1 protein-coding gene is annotated in these 777 nt (G+C 61.4%); it reads left to right on the plus strand.

Annotation, left to right across the window (positions count from 1 at the left end; all coding sequences use genetic code 11):
• Positions 1 to 696, plus strand: a 696-nt coding sequence (locus H7C19_RS33945) for an ABC transporter C-terminal domain-containing protein (RefSeq protein WP_185673522.1), incomplete at its 5' end; no start/stop codon positions are given.
• Positions 697 to 777: the final 81 nt, after the last annotated feature.

A 777-nucleotide genomic window follows, 5' to 3' on the forward strand; every position in this document is an offset into this window, starting at 1 on the left:
CCGGCCCATACGGTGCTGGAGGAAGTCTGGAGCGAGTTCAAGATGCTGCCCGAGGCGGAGATCCGCACGGTGCTCGGCAACTTCCTGTTCAGCGGCGAAGACGTGCGCAAGTCGATCTCAAGCCTGAGCGGCGGGGAAAAAGCCCGCGTCGCTCTCTCCAAGCTGATGCTGCGCAAGGCGAACGTCCTCGTCCTCGACGAACCGACCAACCACCTGGACTTGTGGAGCCGCGAAGTGCTGGAAGCTTCCTTGGAAGAATACGACGGCACCCTGCTGTTCGTCTCCCATGACCGGTACTTCCTGAACCGGCTCGCCGACCGGATCGTCGAGCTTCAGCCGGACGGCGCCGTGCATTTCCTGGGCAATTATGACGAGATGGTGTCGAAAAAGAAAGAAATCGAGGAATGGAAGCTCGCCTCGTCCGGCCCAGCCGCGACGGCTTCTTCGGCGCCGGCCGCCGACTATGAGGCCGAGAAGCAAGCCAAGCGGGACGAGCGGGCGCGCCAGCGCAAACGGGAACAAGCCGAAGCCGAAATCGCGAGGCTGGAGACCGAGATCGCCGCGATCGAAGAGGAGATGGCCACGCCCGAGGTGTCCGTCGACTTCGTGAAGCTGAAGGAGAAGCAGACGGCGGTCGAGGAGCGCCAGACCGCGCTCGAAGAAGCGTACGCCATCTGGGAAGCGCTCATGGAATAACGGCACGATGAAATCGCAAGGGGCTGTTCCGCAAGGTCGTCTAGACCGAAATGGAACAGCCCCTTTTTTTATGAAAATGGG

The organism is Cohnella nanjingensis (genome assembly GCF_014212125.1).
GTDB lineage: Bacteria > Bacillota > Bacilli > Paenibacillales > Paenibacillaceae > Cohnella > Cohnella nanjingensis.